The sequence below is a fragment of the Pseudomaricurvus alkylphenolicus genome (assembly GCF_011683955.1).
GTDB classification, from domain to species: Bacteria; Pseudomonadota; Gammaproteobacteria; order Pseudomonadales; family Cellvibrionaceae; genus Pseudomaricurvus; species Pseudomaricurvus alkylphenolicus.
This window is the reverse complement of record NZ_JAAQPI010000018.1, coordinates 16,478-32,785: the sequence shown is the minus strand read 5'-3', so window position 1 is coordinate 32,785 and position 16,308 is coordinate 16,478. Positions and strand designations below refer to the sequence as shown.

At 51.5% G+C, this 16,308-nt stretch carries 15 protein-coding genes; all 15 read right to left on the bottom strand.

Translation table 11 applies throughout. The features are described 5' to 3' along the window. Nucleotides 1–7: 7 nt before the first annotated feature. Nucleotides 8–1,351, bottom strand: a complete 1,344-nt coding sequence (locus tag HBA55_RS30930) for an integrating conjugative element protein (RefSeq protein WP_166999553.1) — start codon at nt 1,349–1,351, stop codon at nt 8–10. Beyond that, complete coding sequence (locus HBA55_RS30925; protein ID WP_166999551.1) at nt 1,348–2,367, bottom strand: TIGR03756 family integrating conjugative element protein; 1,020 nt, start codon at nt 2,365–2,367, stop codon at nt 1,348–1,350. Before HBA55_RS30925 ends, HBA55_RS30930 begins: the two co-directional genes overlap by 4 nt. Continuing rightward, on the bottom strand, nt 2,364–2,843 hold the full coding sequence (locus HBA55_RS30920; RefSeq protein ID WP_166999549.1) for a TIGR03757 family integrating conjugative element protein: 480 nt from the start codon (nt 2,841–2,843) through the stop codon (nt 2,364–2,366). Before HBA55_RS30920 ends, HBA55_RS30925 begins: the two co-directional genes overlap by 4 nt. A gap of 115 nt (nt 2,844–2,958) precedes the next feature. Continuing rightward, nucleotides 2,959–5,664, bottom strand: coding sequence for a conjugative transfer ATPase (locus HBA55_RS30915; RefSeq protein WP_166999547.1), 2,706 nt, complete (start codon nt 5,662–5,664; stop codon nt 2,959–2,961). Beyond that, on the bottom strand, nt 5,661–6,110 hold the full coding sequence (locus tag HBA55_RS30910; protein ID WP_240946386.1) for a TIGR03751 family conjugal transfer lipoprotein: 450 nt from the start codon (nt 6,108–6,110) through the stop codon (nt 5,661–5,663). Before HBA55_RS30910 ends, HBA55_RS30915 begins: the two co-directional genes overlap by 4 nt. Continuing rightward, nucleotides 6,055–7,470, bottom strand: a complete 1,416-nt coding sequence (locus tag HBA55_RS30905; RefSeq protein WP_166999544.1) for a TIGR03752 family integrating conjugative element protein — start codon at nt 7,468–7,470, stop codon at nt 6,055–6,057. The genes HBA55_RS30910 and HBA55_RS30905 overlap by 56 nt, the downstream gene beginning before the upstream one ends. 20 nt (nt 7,471–7,490) lie before the next feature. After that, nucleotides 7,491–8,309: a TIGR03749 family integrating conjugative element protein gene (locus HBA55_RS30900; RefSeq protein WP_166999542.1), complete on the bottom strand. Its 819-nt coding sequence runs from the start codon at nt 8,307–8,309 to the stop codon at nt 7,491–7,493. Then, on the bottom strand, nt 8,306–8,974 hold the full coding sequence (locus HBA55_RS30895) for a PFL_4703 family integrating conjugative element protein (protein ID WP_166999540.1): 669 nt from the start codon (nt 8,972–8,974) through the stop codon (nt 8,306–8,308). Before HBA55_RS30895 ends, HBA55_RS30900 begins: the two co-directional genes overlap by 4 nt. Next, the gene (locus HBA55_RS30890; RefSeq protein WP_166999538.1) at nt 8,946–9,326 is read right to left on the bottom strand and encodes a TIGR03750 family conjugal transfer protein; all 381 of its coding nucleotides are present in this window, start codon (nt 9,324–9,326) and stop codon (nt 8,946–8,948) included. The genes HBA55_RS30895 and HBA55_RS30890 overlap by 29 nt, the downstream gene beginning before the upstream one ends. Before the next feature lie 27 nt (nt 9,327–9,353). Next, nucleotides 9,354–9,731: a TIGR03745 family integrating conjugative element membrane protein gene (locus tag HBA55_RS30885; RefSeq protein ID WP_166999536.1), complete on the bottom strand. Its 378-nt coding sequence runs from the start codon at nt 9,729–9,731 to the stop codon at nt 9,354–9,356. A gap of 41 nt (nt 9,732–9,772) precedes the next feature. Further along, nucleotides 9,773–9,943, bottom strand: coding sequence for a TIGR03758 family integrating conjugative element protein (locus tag HBA55_RS30880; protein ID WP_240946390.1), 171 nt, complete (start codon nt 9,941–9,943; stop codon nt 9,773–9,775). Between the two features lie 70 nt (nt 9,944–10,013). Then, the gene (locus tag HBA55_RS30875) at nt 10,014–10,316 is read right to left on the bottom strand and encodes an integrative conjugative element protein, RAQPRD family (RefSeq protein WP_166999528.1); all 303 of its coding nucleotides are present in this window, start codon (nt 10,314–10,316) and stop codon (nt 10,014–10,016) included. A gap of 365 nt (nt 10,317–10,681) precedes the next feature. Continuing rightward, on the bottom strand, nt 10,682–12,277 hold the full coding sequence (locus HBA55_RS30870) for a hypothetical protein (RefSeq protein ID WP_166999526.1): 1,596 nt from the start codon (nt 12,275–12,277) through the stop codon (nt 10,682–10,684). Between the two features lie 327 nt (nt 12,278–12,604). After that, nucleotides 12,605–15,526: a DEAD/DEAH box helicase gene (locus tag HBA55_RS30865; RefSeq protein WP_166999524.1), complete on the bottom strand. Its 2,922-nt coding sequence runs from the start codon at nt 15,524–15,526 to the stop codon at nt 12,605–12,607. Further along, complete coding sequence (locus tag HBA55_RS30860) at nt 15,523–16,299, bottom strand: HamA C-terminal domain-containing protein (protein WP_166999522.1); 777 nt, start codon at nt 16,297–16,299, stop codon at nt 15,523–15,525. The genes HBA55_RS30865 and HBA55_RS30860 overlap by 4 nt, the downstream gene beginning before the upstream one ends. Nucleotides 16,300–16,308: the final 9 nt, after the last annotated feature.

The following is a 16,308-nucleotide window of genomic DNA, read 5'->3' as shown; positions in this document are numbered from 1 at the left end:
TCACCCACTATTGAACGCGCCCGCCACGCAGTGGTTTGGGGTCCACCGTTGGAGCCTCGGGCAGCGTCATGGAGCTGTCCTGTTGAGCGCGGGCACGTTGCAGCAACAGCGCCGCCGTGTCCGATACCACTTCCTTGCGCACCCGCGATTCAAACAACAGGTTATTGATTTCCTGATCGAGTTCGGCAATGGACGCGTCGGCATGTTCTCGCGCCACTTCCGTTGCGTAGACCTCGGGCACCTGTCGCCCGGAAAGCAATAAGCGTCGAGCCAGTAACGCTTTTTCAACGGTACGTGCGGTGCTGATTTCCGACACCAGTCGACCTACGATCAGACTTTGCTCGGAGGCGGGCAGGGTTTGAATGGCTTCAATCACTTGGCGGGTGATGGCCACGCCGGGAGCAGTGATTTTTTCAAGATTGCCAAGTGTTGGTGGAGTGGCGCCACTCACCAAATTTTGAAGCTCCGTGGTCACGGCCGCCGACTCCTGAAACAGCTTGGGTAAGAGTCCCGTGCCCGGGACGCTGTCTTTGCGGCAGGTATCGCAGGTGGTCACGATGTTCTCCCCCACCACGTCCACGGTCCAATCACGGGCGTCCGCAGGACTGCTCCAAATTTTTGGTAAACGAGCGTTCGAAGACGTTGGCGCGGGACTGTCGTCTGTCAGCGGTCGGTTCATGTGGATGTTGTAGCCCGCCTCCACGATGTCGCCGGTAAAGGCCAACACCGGCTGACCCGAGCCTCCGGCTTGACCACCCACCCAAGGCACACCGTTGTCCCCGTTAGAATCTTCCACCCGTTCTTTCGCCGTGACCGCATCATTGCCGCCAATGCCCATCTGCACCTTCCAATCGTTACCTTTGGACAACGTGATGAGGTCCGCATAGGGATTCTTGCCCTGGGCAATTTCCGCTTCCATCTGCTCACAACTTTTGGTGGCCAGCTCCAGGGTTTCTTCCGCTTTTATTAATGCGTTCTGAAACAAATCGTAGAGACCCGGATTCGCCCGCTGGAGAATCAAGGCCGGTAACGCGGCGATGGCGCTGGTGGCCGCCGCCGTCATGGCGCTCATCATATTGTCGACGCCTCGACCGATGTCGTTGAGCGTGTGCTCGACCGCCGCCACCGGATCGAATTGCCCACAGCTGTACCCCAACCCCAATTGCGCCGATCCCCCGAGGGTGATAGAGGTAACAGTGGGGTTCGGCGGCACGGACACCGGTTCCGCTCCGCCGATTTCGTAGTACCAGAAACTGTCTTCGGTAGGCCCTTGGGCGGCCTGGTTTGGAAAACTGATGCTCAACAAAATGACGACACCGGCCAGCGTGAAGTTGGGAGACGGTTTGCTCATGGGAATCGAATCCAATTGATGTCAAACAAAAAGGTGCCGCGATCACGGCAGCAACTGTAGGGGCGCCACAGATTCCAGGCGTAATCGCCCTCGGGGTCCACTTTGCCACCACCCCAGCCGGACCAACTGGCCAGGTCGTTTTGCCCAAACACCCGACAAGACGACTCCGGTCTGGGCAACAGCATCTGCCACACGCCGGTTCTGGGATTCCCTTCCACCAGAGCGCGCGGCGGCCACACTCGTTGCCGAGAACTGGAGCCACCTCGAATGGGCACGTAAATATGGGGTTGCCGGCGACGTGTGACAATGTCGCCCGCGCGTTGGGCATTGATGGCCGCCGCTTTGGGCTCTTCGGTTTGCGTGGTCCAGCCGGTGCGCGGGTATACGCTGCCCCAAGTCTGCCAGGGCCAGCGACCGATTTCCCGAAGGCCTGGAATGACGCTGGCAGGGTAGAACATCTCTGGCACCTCCATGCGCCAGGACAACGCGTCCAAGCCAGACTGGAAGTAAGGAAAAAAGGGGCGAGTTTGCGAACGGCAAAGATAGCCCGTACCGGTAATGATCGACGACAAGACGCTGACTGGATGACCAATCACATCGGTTTCCCGAAAGATCAAATTGCGGTGATCGCGCTTGCCCTGCCCCCCTTCGGTCCGATTGCCCGCGCTGTTGATGGGCACTGACATCAATCTCCCCAACACGCCGTCCGCCGCACTCCGTTGCGCGAGTCCCAAGCTCGCCCGAATCTCCAACCAGGGGTTGCCACCCAGCTCATTGTAGGCGCTCACCACCGCATCGGGTTGATAGTGCCCCACCTTGATGGACGTTCGGACGCTGCAACCCGACAACGAACACCTCAACCAAAAACACACACCCACCGGCGTCCAGCGCATGCAGCTCAGTGCCGCGCTGGTGGTGTGGCTTACTATTTCCGCGGTTGTGATGCGCCCGCTGTGGCTAATCGACGATGCAGCGATCAACACACAGCCAATAAGAAGCGTAGAGACGTGTTTCATGGTGACGATTGCTCCCACCAGGTGTGATAGCGCTGCAGTGCTTCCTTCAGATCATGAACCCCGTAAATCACGGTCTTTCCGGCAAACACAATTGCCGGGTATCGATCAAGTTGATACTTCAGTGCCAACGCTAGGCCTTTGGCGCAATTTTCCAGTTGTTGGGAATACGCCAAATCCATTTTCTGAAAACGTTTGAGCACCAGCGCTTTGGCCTGCTCGGGTTCATTCGGCAGCTGTTCAGACAGTTGCGTTTGAAATTGCTCAATGCGGTCGATCACGTACACGGTGCACGACAGTGAAGGATGGCAATGCGCAACGATGGCTTGTTGCCAGAGCGGCGCATGGGCCGACTCGACAAACACCTCCACGCTCAAGGGTTCGTGATCATTCGCCGCCTTGCCAAAGACCACTGGCGCGGTCAACATGGCCGCCGTGAACGCCGCCAACAGCCGATATTGCTCCTTGATGGATCCCATGATGGTTCTCCCAGTCCTGGTGTGACGACGAGGCGTTGATGTCTGTGGGGTCATATTCCCTGAGTTTGGGATCTCTCCCAAGGGTTAAACCTGTCAAGCGCCGTTGGGGTTTCCGTTACCGAGCGTCGGCGATACGGCGGGCGATTTCGTACACCGCGTCCAGCTCGGTGCAATTGCGCTCACGCATGATGGCGGCTCGTTCGGCTTTTTCATGTTTTTCGGTCATGGCGAGGGCCAGAGACAACGGGGGCGGCACATTGCGAAACAGGGCTTCCACTTTGTCAGCCAACACCACCCCTTCCACGTATTTGCCCGGTTCCTTGCGCGCCGAGAGCAATAACTGTCGCTGCTCGTCGTTCAAGTCCTTGAAGCGGGCGATTTGCTCCACCTCCTCTTTGGGCATCACCAAACACAGCCACCACTCCATCATGTTGAGCATCTTGCGACTGGCGTCGGGAAAGTCTTCGAGATTTTGGGTGGCGATCCAGAACCAGGCCCCAAGCTTGCGCCACATTTTGGTGATCTTAACCACGTAACGCGCCAGCAGAGGGTTGGTGGTGATAATGTGACCTTCGTCGGTAACCACCAAGGTCGGGCGCTCGTCGTGCTGATGACGTTCTACCAGATCATTGATGTGGCTCATCATGGACAGGTACGCCACCGCCAACTGGTCTTCGTACCCCTCACGAGCCAGGATGCCCATTTCCAGAATGGTGACGTCGGCTTCGGGCCAGCGCTTACCGGGTCGGTTAAAGAAGTGGCCCGCGACACCGGAACAGAACAGGGCCATGCCGTCGCCCAACTCCCGCGCCCTCAGCTGACGGTGTTCTGGCAGCTCGTCGGCGTGCGACAATTGATGGAAGGCCTCGACCACATGTTGGGTTAACACCTGCGACTGCTGCTCGGCCTTTGCCGTTTTGGCGGCCAGGACAATGGCGTGTCGAATCAATAAACGATCGGCGCGAGTCAGGCGGGCGTCCTCTCGCTCGTCGCCACCGGTGATCATGATGCGGGCGGCGATTTCCATTTCCCCGAGGATATCGCGACCGCCGCGCTCCTCAATGGACTCCTGATCGTCATCGTCGATCTCATCAAATCCCTCTGAGCCAAACCCACCCAAGCTCTGTCGTTGAGTGAGCAATCGCAAGGCGTCGGCAAAGGGCGGCAGACTCACGTCCACTTGGGGATTGAGGGTCAGTTGATTCACCGTGACGCCATGATCGGCAAAATGCTGCCCGAGGAGGGAAAACGAAGCTCCGGCCTCAATGATAAAAATACGGGGGCGATGTCGCGCCATCATCTGTTGCAGCAGATAGACCAGCAACGCCGACTTACCGGCGCCAGTGGGCCCCAGAATCAACATGTGGGCGTTTTTCTTGCGATCGTCAGGATGGAGAGGGTCAAACACCAAGGGTTCGGCGCCGCGGTTGTAAAACACCAACCCTGGGTGGCCGGTCCCTCGTGAACGGCCATAGAAAGGCAACAGATTGGCAACGTGCCGAGAAAACACCAAGCGAGAGCGCCGACTGCGCTTGTCCAGATTCACGTCAAAGGCCATGGGCAGATTGCGGATGTAGCTGTCGAGCGCCAACAGCTCCGCCTCTCGAGTGATGGGTTGCAAGCCATTAGGCAACAGGATGGCATTAAGACGATTGACGTTGGCTCGCAGGATTTTGTCGTCCTCCCCTCGCACATAGAACGCCAGGCTGAAGGGGTAGAGTTTGTTGCCGTGTGCCATTTCCCGCTCCACCTGCTCGGCATGCTCCCGCGTGATGTCCGCTTCGGCCGAATCCCCCACCGACGCTCGCTTGATCTGCGCAATGTGATTGCGGGTGGTGTCCTGGGGTTTAAAGGTCAACGTCATGGCCATGATGGTGTGTTCTGGCAACCGGTCGTACAGCGAGAAGATCTGATCGCCGCCAACGCGCTCGGCCGTAAAATGACCCACATCTGGCGCTCGTCGTAAACTTTGCACCGTGACCACCGTGTGGGGCATGCCGTCAAAACGCCAATAGCCGTGCTTGCTGTCGGATTCTGGCTGAGACAGCGTCAATTGCTCCGCGAAGTCGTAGCCAAAGGGCAAGTGTTCGTCTCCGGGGTACGGTGCCAATGTCAGCAGGTTGTTGGGGGCCTCACCATTCTCCGTCGCTTTGGGGTTGAACCAGGGCAGGAGCCACTCGTAGAACGCACGCCCGTCCAAACGAGTAACACCGATCCCGGTGGTGGCCAGCGAGGCTTCCCACTTGATCGCCACATCGTTCAGCGCCTCTTGCACTTCGATGCTCGAGGGCGTTCTGCCCTGATGGCCCAGGCGTTGATAAATCACCGCCCTCACCCGCCGTCGCTGTCCCTGCCAGCGAGAACCGGTCACGGCTTTGTCTTCAAACAACCCGCCAGGACGAGAAATGGCCATAAGATGCTCAGAGAGTGTCTCTTGGTAACGCTGGGTGAAGGTGGTCTCGCGGACGGCAGGCTTGGGGTAGCTGGCCACGGACTCGTCAAAGGCGGTCAAACTGGGCTCGTCTTGCACGTACACCTGCAACACCCAGGGCGAGTCGTCACGCTCGGGCAGCGTTTCATTAATCGCCGTTTGGATGGCGTCGCGCAACTGCCTCATGTAATCCGGCGTTCTCGCCTCACACCCCACCGGGTTGATTTCAAACACCGCCCCGAGGCTCACGCCGTCTTCGAGTAAAAACGCGCGACTGTCCGGGTCGTATTCCACCCAAGGCAGCAAATCGGTAAACGAGGATGGACGCTCGTAGAGTTGGCGAACCGAGGCGGTGGTGAGCGGCGGTACGTCCTCTCGACGGGCGCTCATTGGGACGCCCCTTCAGAGGCAACGGACGCCGGTTCCAGTGGTAAACCAGGAATCTCACCGGGCAGTGCGTACTCCACCCGCTCATAAAACGGAAAGGTGGTGGCATACCCAGGGACCGGCGTTCGCTCCTGGTGGGACAAATGGGGAAACACGTACATCACCAGGGTGGGGTTCGGCAGACGTGGAAAGACCGTGTCGATCTCGTTGGCGGCCTCTCGCACAAACCCGCGATAGTGGGCAATGCCCTCTTTGGGTAAGCGCCGATGACCCTGCAGGGATCGATGATTTTCTTGGAGATCGTTCATGTGCTGTTGATAGATCGCCTGCATGGTCGGCCCGGCTTGCGGCAAGACCGTTTCCTTATTGCTGGCGCAGCCGATCAGCAGCACGTTAATCCAGACCAGCGTGAGCAGCCGCATTGGCGTTGGACGGTAGACTGTTGGCATGGTGTAACCTCCTGCCGTGAGTGTGATAATCAATGGGGAGTTCGACGTCCACGTGGATCGCCAGCTCGAGTCCCGCTGGCACAAACACCGCATCAAAGTTTTGAGATTGGCGTTCGCGCAACCAACGGGCGATGACTTCACTGCCGCCGCTGAGGGTGTTGCCGAGAATGTATTGGCTGCGATCACCCGTGACCGCCTCTGAGGTCGCGCCGGAGTCGTGCACCAAGGTGGTGGTTTCGGCGGCGGCAGCGGCCTGCCCTGCCGCTTCCAAAGCGGTCACGGCGATGCTCTGGGATAAGAACGCGGCGGCATTGGTCTTGCGCTCACCGGTAATGCACGGAATACCGCGCGCGTCAGAGACCCACCCCAGCGATTGATCCCTGTTTCCACTGGAACCAGCCAGCGATTGATCGTCGCTGGACAAGGTCTGCAGGGTGCCGTCTTCAAACACAAAGGTGACCGATTCCAACCGCCCGGTAACGCACGATAAGGTCCAGTCACCAACGGCCGTGCCACTCCAGATCATCCCGGCCACCCCTGGTAAGGTCAGACCATTGGCCGCCAGGTTGTCCTTGCCGGCGATCACCTTGAATGGCATGGGGTCATTGACTTGACCACCGATAGGCACGCGACCAATCAAGGCCGTCATTGCCGTGGAGCCGATCAATGTGGCGTTGCGCGGAATGGTGTACACGGGTTGTGACGCGTTCAACGTCTCCCGACCTTGACGCTCCAGACGCTCCACCACCGGCTGCCCTTGACTCAACGCGGTCTGGGTCGCGCGATTGACGCGTCCCAACAATCCATCATCGTCGCTCGACAAATCACTGGGTCCATCGAGCGGCTGAATCCACGTCAGGGCGTCAGCACCCGATGGGAAACCGCTGATTTTTTCTAGCCCCACACCAACGGGAATGTCGGTGCTAGAGTGCTGAGCCTTTGATGCCTGCTTCAGTGATCGACGCAAGGAGGCCAGCTCATCTCTCAATTCGGCAATGGCCCAGGAGGCCTCGGAATCTTGGTCTGCTTGTTTGTCCTGAAGCGATCTTTGCAACCTCGAAAAGACGTTATTCTCGATGATGCGTTGATCGCCTTGCAGCTGCCGGTTCGTTTGCGCGAGGGAATCGTTATCTCGCCGCAACGCTTTCAGCTCCGACGTCATGGCACTGACGTTCGCGGTTAGGGTGTTGATGGTGTCAGCGGGGGTGTCGGCATCGGGCCGGGGCGCCTGTGGCACCGCGTCCAACATCACCGGTCCTGTTTCCTCATGGGAGCACAGCTTGAGTCCCACCAGACTGACGATCGCCACGACCACCAATCCCAACAGCGGTAACAGACGATTACTGCGAACCATGGACATAACGATTCTCCCAATAAGGCTCACAAGGATTCAATAAAAGAACGATTGGAAATCAGGTAGACCGTGGTCGTGTCCGCCTCACTCCCAGCGGGCAACAGCCGGTTGTGCTGAAAGGTCGCTGTCAGCCAACGACCGCGGATATCCCTGGGATCCAGCACCACCGGCTCTGGACTGTCGTTTTGCAGCTTGACCGCCGTGACCCAGTAACGGCCCGCCTTCCACGCCGCGGCGGGCGTGGCGGTCACCGGTACCCCTCGAATAAGAGGCACGGGTGTATCCTCCACCGAGACCTGCGCGATACCGAGTTCATTGGGTACCAATCGGGAAGGCGCGTATAACTGTTGAGCCGCAAATCGCGTTAACGCAACATAGCCCCAGGCTTCAGTTTCAGCGCGGATTGACGTCGGGTCGTCACCGGTTTCCTGCGCCGTTGAAGGCGGCATCATCACCTGAACATCGGCGAGAGATGACCGCTCGCCGCTGCCCTGGGTTGCAGAAACGTCCAGGACCACCATAGGGCCACCCTCTTCAGGCTTCACCATCAATCGATTCTCGGTAAAAGGTTGAAGGGCCCGCAGGTAAAGTGTCCCGTCGATGCTCTGGGCGCGAAGCGCCGAGGTTAACGGTGCGGGCAACCCGATACTCACGGCGCCCGGAAAATGAATCAGCCGTTCTTCACCAACCTGCAGCGATATCGTGATGGGGGTCTTGCGCCAGACGACGCGTTCAAGCACGCTGGTGCTTTCACCAGAGATGGACTCTGCCCAAGCGCTGTTCAGTGCGCTCAGCAGTAAAACGATAAAAACGGCAAACCGCCGTAACTGACCTATTACTTTCATGGGGCCTTCCTTTCTGTTGATGGGTTATCCGTAGCAGACACCCCATTCTCATTGAGTCGTGCCGGCCCATTGCCCTCATAGCCATCCAGGGCCAACCCCCAGGGGTTGGTTTCCGCATCGATGGCGTGGCGCACCACCCGGAGCGGATAACGAATCGTGGTTTGTTTGACAGTCATGCCCTTAACCGACTCCAACAGATCAAGATCCAGCCACACCACCCAGGTATCAAATGCCAACACATCGACGCGACGCTCCTCAAAGCCATGACCCGGCACCTCGTGCACGCCACGCACCCGAAAAGCCAGCTCTCCGCGTCGGGCTTTCAACTCCATGTCCTCAATCAAATCGTTGCGGTACTTTGGGGTGAGGTAGGGGGACATTTTGAAGATCGCTTTGCCGTAGTCTTCAGCACCGTTGTCGGGCCAGCGGTTGAGCTGCTGAAAGATATAGAAGGCGAAAGCGTAGACGTTGGCCGGCGGAACCTCTTGATTGACCAGCACCGCGCCGGAGCGCAGATCGGGCGGCACATGGACTCGCAGCTGCTTGGGCGACTGACTCCAGCCGAACCACAACGCCACGATGACCAACAACTGGACACCGATGATCGCCCAAAGAGAGCGAAGATGCGCCCGGACGTTATCGATCTCGTAGCGATAGCGCTGCATCGCGAGTCCTCCCAATATCCCACACACCGCTGCGTCTGACCCAAGGGCAACCCATCAAACCCCATTGATGCAAACGAATGCGCAGAAATTGTTGGTAGTAGCCATCGGGACGGTCGCGTTTGATGCGCTGAAACACGGTCGCGGACACGACAACGGTGGCGATAACACCCACGCCCGCGCCCCCGAAACCCATGGTGACCGCCCCGAATACCCAGGCGAGCAATAGACTCAACGGCAACCAAAGCAGTATGGAGAGCCCGACGATGGTACCGAGCTCCGATGATGAACACCCTTTGAAAATGGCGGGTTCGGCGTTAAGCCGGTCCGCCAGTACTTCCTGCTGCTGAGTCATCGCTTCAACACCCCTCTGCCCGACGACTTAGATAACGCCGGCCGCTTCGGTGAGCAGATAACTGGCGAAGATCAAAACGACAGCCCCAACGATGCCGAGCACACCCACTTCGGCCCACTCCGCTTTGCCTTGCCGGGCCTCGTTAAACTTGGCGAAACCAAGATAGGCCACCCAAAGAAAACCCAATACAGCAATGGCCAGCCCCAAGACCAAACCGCCATCACGAATGTAGCCCTGAATCAAACCGATCCAGTCCCCCGCCGCCGGCGCCGTACTCGGCGGCACCGGTGTGGGTAACGCCGACCAAGTCGGCGAATGAAACAGCGTGGCGGCCAAGCCAACCAGAGCGAATCGATTTACAGAGGCTTGCATGGAATTACGATTTACGGGAAGTACAGCATTCATGGCATTGTTCCTTTTTACAACGTTCAACAAAGAGTTGGGAATTACCTCAGATAGAACCCCAGGACCATTAAGACGATACAAGCCCTCAAGACGCTCCACGTGAGTTCGAACACACTGACTTCCCCAGATTGCCAAGCTCGAAAGGTACCCAGCGTCACCCAGATCACCCAGATGAAGGTCAGTGAAATGACCATCGAGGCGATGGCCACCATCAAGGTGGAGGGCGTCACGCCCGCACCAGCTTGAAACATTGAATTTTGCAGTGAGGTCATCGGTAATGACCTATCGGCGATAATCGCCGCGCAGAGGTGCATAGCGGCGTGGCTGAGAACGGGGAGCGTCGATGTGCGACTGAATTCCGGATTCGATTCGCTCTATATCCTGGCGTAGCCAGTCGTAGCGAAACTGGATGCGGGTATCCTGGTGGCGTTGTGCTTCGGCTTTGCTGATCAAGGACTCGAGGGATTGTAATTCGTGGAGAAGAGTTGCTAGTGTTTCTCGTTCAGCATCAGCGTCTGCCCAGATACTGGGAGTAACCCATAGGCTTGAAACCAGACCGGCAATGACAAAGTGTGATTTGCGCATAGCACTGAACCTCCCCTGTAGTGTTAAGGGAGATAGTGCGAGATTTACGAATGAAGAACGATGAGAAATCTATTCAGGCGTTGTGGGTATTACGCAGACGGAAATGCGTGAAAATAACATTATTACAGATTACAACTTATTCCTACTTCGAGATCTTTGATGCCCACATCCCGATCAAGCGTGTACCCCTACGATCCGGCAACTCCAGGTAATCCAGGACTGTCATCCCCCAGAAGAAATTCTGGAAGATGCACTAAAATTGAGAATCCTAATTGGTCTTCTATCGGCCAAAAGCGGACATTATCGATGATAATCAGGCCCCAAGAACAGCAGACACGCACGCAGCTTCTTCTTATAGGGCGCGTTCAGTATCCAATTAATCGATATTCGTAGGGTTTAATGGGGTACACGTAACCACCAAACCTCCATAAACAAAAGTCCCCAACTTGTTCTTTAAACTCATCGAGAGTCAGGTCTTTTTGGGGGCTATAGCGCGGTACGGGCTGACGAGTTCTTAAACCGCTAAACCGAGGGTCATCGGCAGGTTCAACGCCCATTCCGGCATAGCCGGTGGTATCGTAAACCGACTTAGTGAGCGTGCTGTTCATATTTTCGTTGATCCGGTAAATCGTGGGCGTATCTTCGACCATCCGTGTCTTCATATCCACGACATAAACGGTGCAATCAAGCACTGTTTCTACGATTTCATCAGCGATACGTTCTTCTTTTGCATATTGCGCTACGATCATAGTCCTCATCACATGAGGCCAGTTGGGGTTAGCTTGATCCATACCTTCCAGCTTATAGGTATCGTTGCACCGTAAAGATAGAAAATATTCTGGAAAGGGTGTCTGCGGAACGCACTGTTGTTTGTAGGCCTGGCTGAAGGCATGGCCACTAACTAGATCCCATTGCGTGACATAAGTGAAGGGATACACAGTGAGTTTAAGGTCTCGAGAGTCGAGTATGTCTGGAGTTAGGAAATCGAGGTGGACGTAACCCTCTTGATATCGGGTGGAGAGGATTACTTTTGTTTCCAGAGGGGTAAATCGGGCATCCTTGCAGCCACTATAAATCGTGCCATAAAGTTTGGTGTAGTCAAAACTATACTGCTCGCTCAATGCACTAACCAACTCGCTTGTTTCAGAAGATGTGTCAACTCCTTTAATTCGGTCGATAGCGCTAGATAGCAGTTGCCAGACTATTTTATAGTTGGCGTAAATGAGAGTTTCCTCTTTGGTACTATCATCCAACGTCTGACAGTAGGATGCTTGCTCCAGAGCAAAATTGATATTTCCAAGTGCCGTCATCATCAGCTGGATGTCTTCTGTCGAAAAATATGGGCTGCTGCTCTGAAGAAAAGATTCGATTCTGGAAGGGGATAGCATTAAGGCCCACTGATCGCGAGAATACCCTGATAGCACCCCAGCCGATGCTAGATCAACGGCCACAGACGCTTCCTCTAAAAAAGGTTCGATTTTCGCTATTCGTTTTAATTGGGCCTGCAAGGCAAGCTCTCTTTCGGCCTGATATTGAATGCGGTCAGAGACGACAATAAAGGCTGCTGCAAGGAGTCCGTATAAAGACATGACACCCATTAGGCCGATGAGCCATGCACGCCGTGTGCTTTTAGCATTTTCAAGATTCACCCAGACCATATATTGATCATAGATAAAAACACCAATGCCGAGGGCGATGAGTGTGAAGCCACCAATTTGACTTTCAGATGTGTCGTTAATGAATTTAGCCCACTCTAGATCTGTTCCTGTTACACCTGCTGCTAATAGATTGAGAAGGTAGATGATCGGGGTGGGTGAAAGCCATGCGATGCCACCTGAGATCAGGGTAATCGCTACGACGCGAGCGAATGAACGCCGAAAGAATAAAATGTAGATTTTGTGAAGGAATTCTACTGTCTTGTTTAGGTCATGTTTTGGCGCGGATGTTTCTACGGGGCTCACGTGAAAGTCCTTATTTCGACTGCATACATCTCTAGTATATTGTTACATTAATAGTGCTTTTTTAGCGTCATATCTTTATGTGTTCAGCTCATAGAAGAGCCGCTTTAATTTCACATCCGGCCAGAAGCAGACGTTAAGTTTTTCTATGACTCTGATCCCATTGATCACCATACCATCAACCTTTAAATCTAGATCATTCCAAGCACCGCGCCCCCACGGAGTTACATGCGGCTAAACCCGCAATATAAGCCTTCATTCCGGCATAAATTTTCCCCGTAATTTATCCAAGAACGACAGCGCGTGCCCCTTAAGTATGTTTAAACCGTTTCAAATATTGTAATCATCAAAGAATCGACTTATTGATAATGCTGGAACACGAGGGTCTTGTTCTAAGGCATTATTTAAGGCTTCTCTATTGACCCTTAATAGCCTGCGAAGATTCCGAACATCTTCTGGAGCCCCAAGGGAATCCAAGAACCGAGCAACTCCAAATACAGCCAGCCTATCTGTAACCCCAGAGTTAATTAGTCTCAAGTGAATCTGACGATTGACACCATATTGCATATACTGAGGCCAATTCACGACATGATCAGGAACTTCATCTTCATAAAGTTCAATTGCGAAACGTGTAAGCTGAGATAATGTCTGCTGTAACTCAAAACCTATAGCTGTACAGACATATCTAACAACATCATCTACATCCTGCTCAAGATCTTCAGCTATTTCTACATAAAAGCTGCCGGATACCCAACCATTTAATACATCTATTATAAGATCAGCACTATCCTCATAACCAATATGGTTCAACACTGGCTTAATTATATTGTTAAACCAGTTAGGTTCCTGTGGAGCGGTTAGAGATCGCCATATATTCTGATCAAGTATCTGACTTGCTTCAACATAATTAAGAAAGTTAAGCGAAGAACCTGTATTCCTCATTATGGCTCTCATAGTAGAGTCTGTCTCATTAAATATTCGCTCAGTCCTTAAAGAAAAAACCATTTTTAATAGATCAGTTAAACCCTCTTCATCGCAAAACTTAGATGCTAAAGTTTCAGATAACATCTGATCTAAAAATGTATCTAATTCTTCTTCAGGGATGTCTTCTGGTAAAGACTGTAAAAGTGACATATCAATAGATTCAAAGATATAAGAAATATCTTTTGCAACATCGGAATCAAAGAACTCCTGATTCAAGGTCAAATTCATTGCTTCTAGATAGTTTTTGAGAGCTTTAATGAGCGAGAATAAAAAGCCATGAGCTGACTCCAATTGAACATCATTTATAACTTCTAGGGCATAGTCTCTTTCTGACTCATTAGCAAAAATAACTCTGCCACGAGTTTCCTTTCCCGCTCTACCTGCTCTTCCGATAATATTTTTTATGTTCCTCTTTTCAATAAAGCCCTTGATTCTCCCATTAAATCGTTTGACTGTATGTAAAACTATAGTTCTGATTGGGAGATTAACGCCTTCCGCTAAAGTGGAAGTGCATATCAATATATTTAATTTTTGATCATTAATTGACTGCTCCATTTCTCGACGCAATTCTTGAGGAAGATCTCCATGATGATAGCCAATCTTCTTCTGAACCAATCTAGTTAACAAATGCTCTCCGCCTAAAAGCATTGAAATATAGTTAACAAGGTCTACGGGATGATTTTCCACTTGATACTGCTGCGTAATAAATGCATTTTTTTTCAACATATCTAAACATTTATTTGCTAAACCTCTAACACCAGACCCGCCTTTCTCTGTAGTAAATAGAATTACAGAACCTGATATAGAAGCCTTAAAAGCTGAAGCACAAGCCAAAGTTAACAGTGAACTCCAACCTGGCAAGAGATTACTATTTCCTGTACCTTGATTAGTAAACTTAAGTTCGTCTTTTTGAATGAAGTCGCTTAAAAAATAACTATAAGGTTGATCCAAGTGAGGGTTAAAGTCCAAAAACCACTTATCATTAACAGATCTAACAAAAGAATAATCTGTTACTACAGGCTTATAATCTGAGTTAATTAAACTGCCTTCATCTCCACCTAACCAGTCATTAATATCTGAAACATTTGGCAAGATAGCTGATATAAAAACAATCTTATCTACGGGATTCTCTCGTCTTTTAAATTTGGTCAGCAATAGTTCATATTGTAGACCTCGATTACCATCATCAATTAGATGCCCCTCATCACAAATCAAAACATCAAACCGATCAATGAAATCAGGGATAACTTGACAGAGCGCCTCAAACTTTTCAGGCGTAGAAATAACAACATCAGAATTTTCTACAGTCGTAGATTCAGAGCGAGTGGGAATATTACCTCCATAACTAGCTGAAATCTCTACACCAACGTTACTCAGCCTAGAATACATTCCAGCCTTTACCTCTGCTGCTAGCGCCCTGAAAGGCACAAGAAATAAAACTTTATTACCTCTTACTTTAACTTCATTAAAGATGATAATTTCACACAGTGAAGTTTTTCCTGCAGAAGTAGGCATCTGCATGCTATAAGCAGGTTTTTCACCAGTAAGGATTCCAGATTCAACTGCTTTTACCTGTGAGGGCAATAACTCCCAGATAGGATGGCCTCCGTTAGACGATAGCAACTCATTCCATACTGACATATCCTCACAGTCAGAATATCGCTCAAGAAGACTCCAAACATTTACACTTTTAAATCTATCAATACATTCACAGGCAAACTTTGAGCTAACAAAAAGCAATGGATCATGCTGAAGGCCAATTGCAACCTGCTCAGATAATATATCAAGGATATGGTCAAACCTTTGATATTCACCCCTACTCACCGCATCAAAAAATTCAACAGATAACTCGGTTTCCTCATCAGAAATTCGAGATAAAAATGAATATAGGAATTTCTCCAGATCTATTTCAAAAATATCTGGATCAATATCTTTTGCAATTAGAAATGCTGTTGGTGGTTGATCTGCAAGATAATAAAGCGCCGCTGAATACAAAAGGTTACGATTCTTCTCTACTCCACTTATATACTTTGATGCTGCACTCTTTGAGAAAACCAGTAATGTCTTAGCACATGATAGAAGATTAGATTTCTTATCTTCGGATTCTTCCCTCAATGTACTAAATATATGAGAAAAAGTAGCTATATAAAGATCATCCACTCTGTCATTAACAGTATAATCAGCCCAGCTCTGTTGAGGTATATTGAACTCAGCTGCGGCCTCCCAGGATTCAAACTCAGCCATCATGTGTCGCAGAAGTTCACTCATAGATTTGCCTCTGCACATGCACGCTGAAATACCGATTCATAACACTCTTTCAGATCATCAATACCAATAACAATGACCTCAAAGTCATGAGTTCTTTCAGGTAAATTAATATCTTTTGTTATCTCGTTATTCAGAAACGTCCTATCAACAACAGCAACAGCTCGATATATCTTCGAATAACGTGTATTTAATTCATCCGCAAACCGAGAGGCTAAGGATAAATCTTCTTGATTCCCTTCATCAATGGCTTTTTCTTTAAGCCATACAAGTGTTTTGGCAAGCCTGCCAGTTCTATCCGACTCATATCCTGAGATAGCACTTGCAATAGGATCAAATGTACTAGAAGTTGCTTTCTGTTTAGACTCAGCACATATAACAAAATCATCTTCTGAAGGATTATTCAAATCTTCAATATTAAATAAAACAACATCTGAGTGTGGCGCGGCCTTTTTCCTATCCTGCTTGTATCTCCACTTCTTAATTAGTTTCAAATCATCTTCATACTGCCTATCTAAAAAATAAAGAGTAAATATTTCTCCGAAATCACCTGACATTACACTTCCCTTGTCAGGAATCTTGTTAGCGATCAATTCACTATAGGCTAGGCCTGTTTGGTTAGCCCTCTCTTCTAGTTTTTCTTGAGAGATATAACAGCTGGCCAGCCTATCTACAAGATAATCCTCTAGCTGTTGTGCAGAGTTGTCAGATAAAACATGACAAGTAACATCTAAGCTACCTTCAGGACGCTCATTCAGCTCTTCTATAAAATCCATTATTAATTC

Coding starts and splice junctions, on each gene's coding strand:
- HBA55_RS30930 (WP_166999553.1), bottom strand. CDS start 1,351: ATGAGCAAACCGTCTCCCAACTTCACGCTGGCCGGTGTCGTCATTTTG.
- HBA55_RS30925 (WP_166999551.1), bottom strand. CDS start 2,367: ATGAAACACGTCTCTACGCTTCTTATTGGCTGTGTGTTGATCGCTGCA.
- HBA55_RS30920 (WP_166999549.1), bottom strand. CDS start 2,843: ATGGGATCCATCAAGGAGCAATATCGGCTGTTGGCGGCGTTCACGGCG.
- HBA55_RS30915 (WP_166999547.1), bottom strand. CDS start 5,664: ATGAGCGCCCGTCGAGAGGACGTACCGCCGCTCACCACCGCCTCGGTT.
- HBA55_RS30910 (WP_240946386.1), bottom strand. CDS start 6,110: ATGCCAACAGTCTACCGTCCAACGCCAATGCGGCTGCTCACGCTGGTC.
- HBA55_RS30905 (WP_166999544.1), bottom strand. CDS start 7,470: ATGTCCATGGTTCGCAGTAATCGTCTGTTACCGCTGTTGGGATTGGTG.
- HBA55_RS30900 (WP_166999542.1), bottom strand. CDS start 8,309: ATGAAAGTAATAGGTCAGTTACGGCGGTTTGCCGTTTTTATCGTTTTA.
- HBA55_RS30895 (WP_166999540.1), bottom strand. CDS start 8,974: ATGCAGCGCTATCGCTACGAGATCGATAACGTCCGGGCGCATCTTCGC.
- HBA55_RS30890 (WP_166999538.1), bottom strand. CDS start 9,326: ATGACTCAGCAGCAGGAAGTACTGGCGGACCGGCTTAACGCCGAACCC.
- HBA55_RS30885 (WP_166999536.1), bottom strand. CDS start 9,731: ATGAATGCTGTACTTCCCGTAAATCGTAATTCCATGCAAGCCTCTGTA.
- HBA55_RS30880 (WP_240946390.1), bottom strand. CDS start 9,943: ATGGTGGCCATCGCCTCGATGGTCATTTCACTGACCTTCATCTGGGTG.
- HBA55_RS30875 (WP_166999528.1), bottom strand. CDS start 10,316: ATGCGCAAATCACACTTTGTCATTGCCGGTCTGGTTTCAAGCCTATGG.
- HBA55_RS30865 (WP_166999524.1), bottom strand. CDS start 15,526: ATGAGTGAACTTCTGCGACACATGATGGCTGAGTTTGAATCCTGGGAG.
- HBA55_RS30860 (WP_166999522.1), bottom strand. CDS start 16,299: ATGGATTTTATAGAAGAGCTGAATGAGCGTCCTGAAGGTAGCTTAGAT.